This window comes from Rhodococcus sp. EPR-157 (assembly GCF_001647195.1).
GTDB lineage: Bacteria > Actinomycetota > Actinomycetes > Mycobacteriales > Mycobacteriaceae > Rhodococcoides.
Genome location: NZ_LVCV01000210.1, coordinates 1 through 3,782, shown reverse-complemented (window position 1 = coordinate 3,782; position 3,782 = coordinate 1). Strand labels below are relative to the sequence as shown.

The window sequence follows — 3,782 nt, the reverse complement described above, 5'->3', positions numbered from 1 at the left end:
TCTCGGTGGGCATCGCGGTGTACCTGACTCAGTACGCACCGCCCAGGCTGTCGAGAACCTTCGGCTCCGTCGTTGACCTGCTCGCCGCGGTTCCGTCTATCGTGTTCGGGCTCTGGGGCATCTTCGTTCTCGCCCCGGAGATCGAACCGGTAGCTCGGTTCCTCAACAGCAACCTGGGCTGGTTCTTCCTGTTCAGCGACGGAAACGTCTCGCTCAACGGTGGCGGCACGATCTTCACCGCGGGCATCGTTTTGGCAGTGATGATCTTGCCGATCATCACCTCGGTCAGCCGCGAGGTGCTCCGTCAGACCCCCAAGGCTCAGATCGAGGCGGCACTGGCTCTCGGCGCGACCCGCTGGGAAGTCGTCCGGATGACCGTTCTTCCCTTCGGTCGAAGCGGCATCATCGCTGCGTCGATGCTCGGACTCGGTCGCGCGCTCGGCGAGACCGTGGCCATCCTAATCATTCTCCGCGCGGCAGCTTCTGCCGGTAGCTGGTCGCTCTTCGACGGCGGATACACCTTCGCCTCCAAGATCGCCTCAGCTGCTTCCGAATTCAGCGTCCCACTCTCCACCGGCGCCTACATTGCTGCCGGCTTCGTACTGTTCGCACTGACCTTCGTGGTCAACGCCATCGCACGCTCGATCGCCGGCGGAAAGGTCAACGGATGAGCATCACAGACGCACCCGTCAAAGCGCCCACCTTTCAGAACGTCGGCGGTGTTCGGAAAGTAAAGAACTCGTTCGCGACCGTCATCTTCACCGGCGCGTTCGTGATTGCTCTCATCCCGCTCATCTGGGTTCTGTACACCGTGATCTCACGCGGCGCAGAGGCAATCGTTTCGTCGGGATGGTGGACACAATCGCTCTCCGGAGTGCTGCCGGAGCAGTTCGCCGGCGGTATCTACCACGCCCTGTACGGCACCATCATCCAGGCATTGATCGCCGCCGTAATCTCCGTCCCGATGGGACTCATGGCGGGTATCTACCTGGTGGAGTACGGAACCGGCCGCTTCGCAAAGTTGACCACCTTCATGGTCGACGTGCTGGCCGGTGTGCCCTCGATCGTCGCAGCCCTGTTCGTGTTCAGCCTGTGGATCACCACCTTCGGTTTCCCGCAGAGCGCTTTCGCCGTCGCACTTGCGCTCGTGCTTCTGATGCTGCCAGTGGTAGTGCGGTCCACCGAAGAAATGCTCAAGCTGGTGCCGGACGAGCTTCGCGAAGCGTCCTACGCGCTCGGCATTTCCAAGTGGAGGACGATCGCCAAGGTTGTCATCCCCACCGCACTCCCAGGAATCATCAGCGGCATCCTGCTCTCGGTCGCCCGAGTCATCGGTGAAACAGCGCCAGTGCTGATCTTGGTCGGCTACAGCCGGTCGATCAACTTCGATGCCTTCGAAGGAAACATGGCGTCGTTGCCCCTGCTGATTTTCACCGAGTTGATCAACCCGACGGACGCCGGACAGCTACGTGTGTGGGGCGCCGCCTTGACACTTATCCTGCTGGTTGCATTCCTCAGCCTCCTCGCGACGCTCGCGAGCCGGTTCCTCTCTGCAAAACAAGGCTAGAACGTCCCAGGAGACACCATGGCAAAGCGCCTCGACATCAAAGATCTCGACATCTACTACGGTTCGTTTCATGCCGTCGACTCGGTAACCCTGTCGGTTCCCCCACGCAGCGTGACTGCCCTGATCGGTCCGTCCGGTTGCGGTAAGTCCACGGTGCTTCGCTCACTGAACCGTATGCACGAGGTCACCCCCGGTGCCCGCGTGGAAGGATCCGTCCTGCTCGACGGGGCGGACATCTACGCCTCCAACGTCGACCCGGTCGGTGTTCGACGCACGATCGGCATGGTCTTCCAGCGCCCCAACCCGTTCCCCACGATGTCGATCAAGGACAACGTGGTAGCAGGGTTGAAGCTTCAGGGATCGCGGGGAGGCAAGAAGCTCGACGAGGTCGCTGAGCGCTCACTGCGCGGAGCCAACCTGTGGAACGAGGTCAAGGACCGTCTCGACAAGCCCGGCGGCGGACTCTCTGGTGGGCAGCAGCAGCGTCTGTGCATCGCCCGCGCAATCGCCATCTCCCCGGACGTGCTGTTGATGGACGAGCCGTGCTCTGCGCTCGACCCGATCTCCACCCTCGCCATCGAGGACCTGATCGGTGAGCTCAAGAAGGACTACACGATCGTCATCGTCACGCACAACATGCAGCAGGCTGCACGTGTGAGTGATCAGACGGCGTTCTTCAACCTCAAGGGCGTCGGCCAGCCAGGCCGTCTCATCGAGGTCGGCGACACCGAAAAGATCTTCTCCAACCCGGATGAAAAGTCCACCGAGGATTACATTTCCGGGCGCTTCGGGTAACCCTTGCGACTTGATCCTTATCGAGCGCAGCGGGAAATCTCGGTGTCGGTCGACAAGGCCGGGACTGTGCAACGAGTTTCGAACGGGGGGTACGTGAGCGTCGAATCATCGGACGATATTTCCAATGTCGACGCCACTACCCCCACCGCGACGCTACTGCTCAACGAATCCGACCCGAACATCGCCGAGCCGCTGATGGATGCCGCCGCTGCACGCGGAATCGACACCCGTTGGTATCGGGACGGTGCAGCAGTGTTGCTTGCTGTGGGAGCCGAAATGCCATCGCTGATGGTTCTGTCGGCCGAGACCCGCACAGTGTCCGCAGAGGACATCATCGCGAGCATACGGCCACTGTCCGCGATCCCGATCCTGGTCGGGGCCAGCGCATCCGCCGCAGAAGAGGGTCGGCGAGCGCTGGCAGCCGGCGCCTCGGCGGTGGTGGCCCGACCGTACGACATCGACACGATCGTCGCTTTCGCCGGGCTCGCCGGATCAGGCGACGACTCGGGTCCGATCGTAGCGGCCGGACCGGTGCGGATAGATCGTCGAGCGCAGGCCGCGTGGTTGCACGGTCGCGAACTCGCACTCAGCCACCGCGAGTTCGAACTGCTGACGTATCTCCTCGAACAGCACGGGCGGATCGTCAGCCAAGAGCAGATCAGTCATGTCGTGTGGGGGCACAGCTCCGAGACCAATACCGTTGCTGTTCACATCAAGCGGCTGCGCGACAAACTCGGCACCGATCCGGTTTACGGTCAGATCATCCGCACCAGCCGAGGTCGCGGCTACGGTCTGTCTCCGTCGCTGTATCAACCAGTCGCCTCCTCCCCAACATGAAGTCCCTGAACTAGCGGGAACTCCCAGTCGGAAGTGGAGAACCGCAGTGCGGCCCACCCAACAGGTGAACTCCGAACGAACAACCTCGAAGGCAATTGCCAACTGATTTGATGTCTGTCAATATAGACGAATGTCGATCTATGAAGACACCGCCTCCGATAGCTGTTGTTCCCCACTGACGCGGGAGCCCTTGACCGCCGACTGGGCCGAGGACCTCGCGCGGATGTTCAAAGCTCTCGGTGACCCGGTTCGACTGCGCCTGCTGTCACTGGTGGCCAGCCACAAGGGCGGCGAGGCATGCGTGTGCGACATCTCCGACACGTTCGACCTCTCCCAGCCGACCATCTCCCACCACCTCAAAGTGCTCCGCACTGCGGGCATCCTCGACTGCGAGCGCCGCGGCACGTGGGTCTACTACCGCGTCATTCCTTCCGCGCTACATCAGCTCTCGGCTGTCCTGGTCGACGCCGAGCCTCTTGCCACCACACAGATCTGCGACGCTGCGGCGGTGGCCGAATGAGTAACACGGTGAATGCACCCGACGACACAGCCGTCGTCGGCAAGCTCTCCACGTTGGATCGAT

General features: G+C 62.0%; 5 protein-coding genes. All 5 read left to right on the top strand.

The annotated features are described in order from the left end of the window. Positions 1-671 (top strand): phosphate ABC transporter permease subunit PstC (gene pstC / locus A2J03_RS09760; RefSeq protein ID WP_068372768.1); only part of this gene is annotated, 671 nt, incomplete at its 5' end. Then, positions 668-1,567 carry a phosphate ABC transporter permease PstA gene (gene pstA, locus A2J03_RS09755; protein WP_068372764.1) on the top strand — a complete coding sequence of 300 codons (900 nt, stop codon included), beginning with the start codon at positions 668-670 and terminating at the stop codon, positions 1,565-1,567. The genes pstC and pstA, both read left to right, overlap by 4 nt. An 18-nt stretch (positions 1,568-1,585) precedes the next feature. Then, on the top strand, positions 1,586-2,362 hold the full coding sequence (gene pstB, locus A2J03_RS09750; RefSeq protein ID WP_068372762.1) for a phosphate ABC transporter ATP-binding protein PstB: 777 nt from the start codon (positions 1,586-1,588) through the stop codon (positions 2,360-2,362). Between the two features lie 93 nt (positions 2,363-2,455). Further along, complete coding sequence (locus A2J03_RS09745; protein WP_068372765.1) at positions 2,456-3,199, top strand: winged helix-turn-helix transcriptional regulator; 744 nt, start codon at positions 2,456-2,458, stop codon at positions 3,197-3,199. 130 nt (positions 3,200-3,329) lie between these two features. Beyond that, the gene (locus A2J03_RS09740; protein ID WP_068372760.1) at positions 3,330-3,719 is read left to right on the top strand and encodes an ArsR/SmtB family transcription factor; all 390 of its coding nucleotides are present in this window, start codon (positions 3,330-3,332) and stop codon (positions 3,717-3,719) included. The last annotated feature ends 63 nt before the right edge of the window (positions 3,720-3,782 follow it).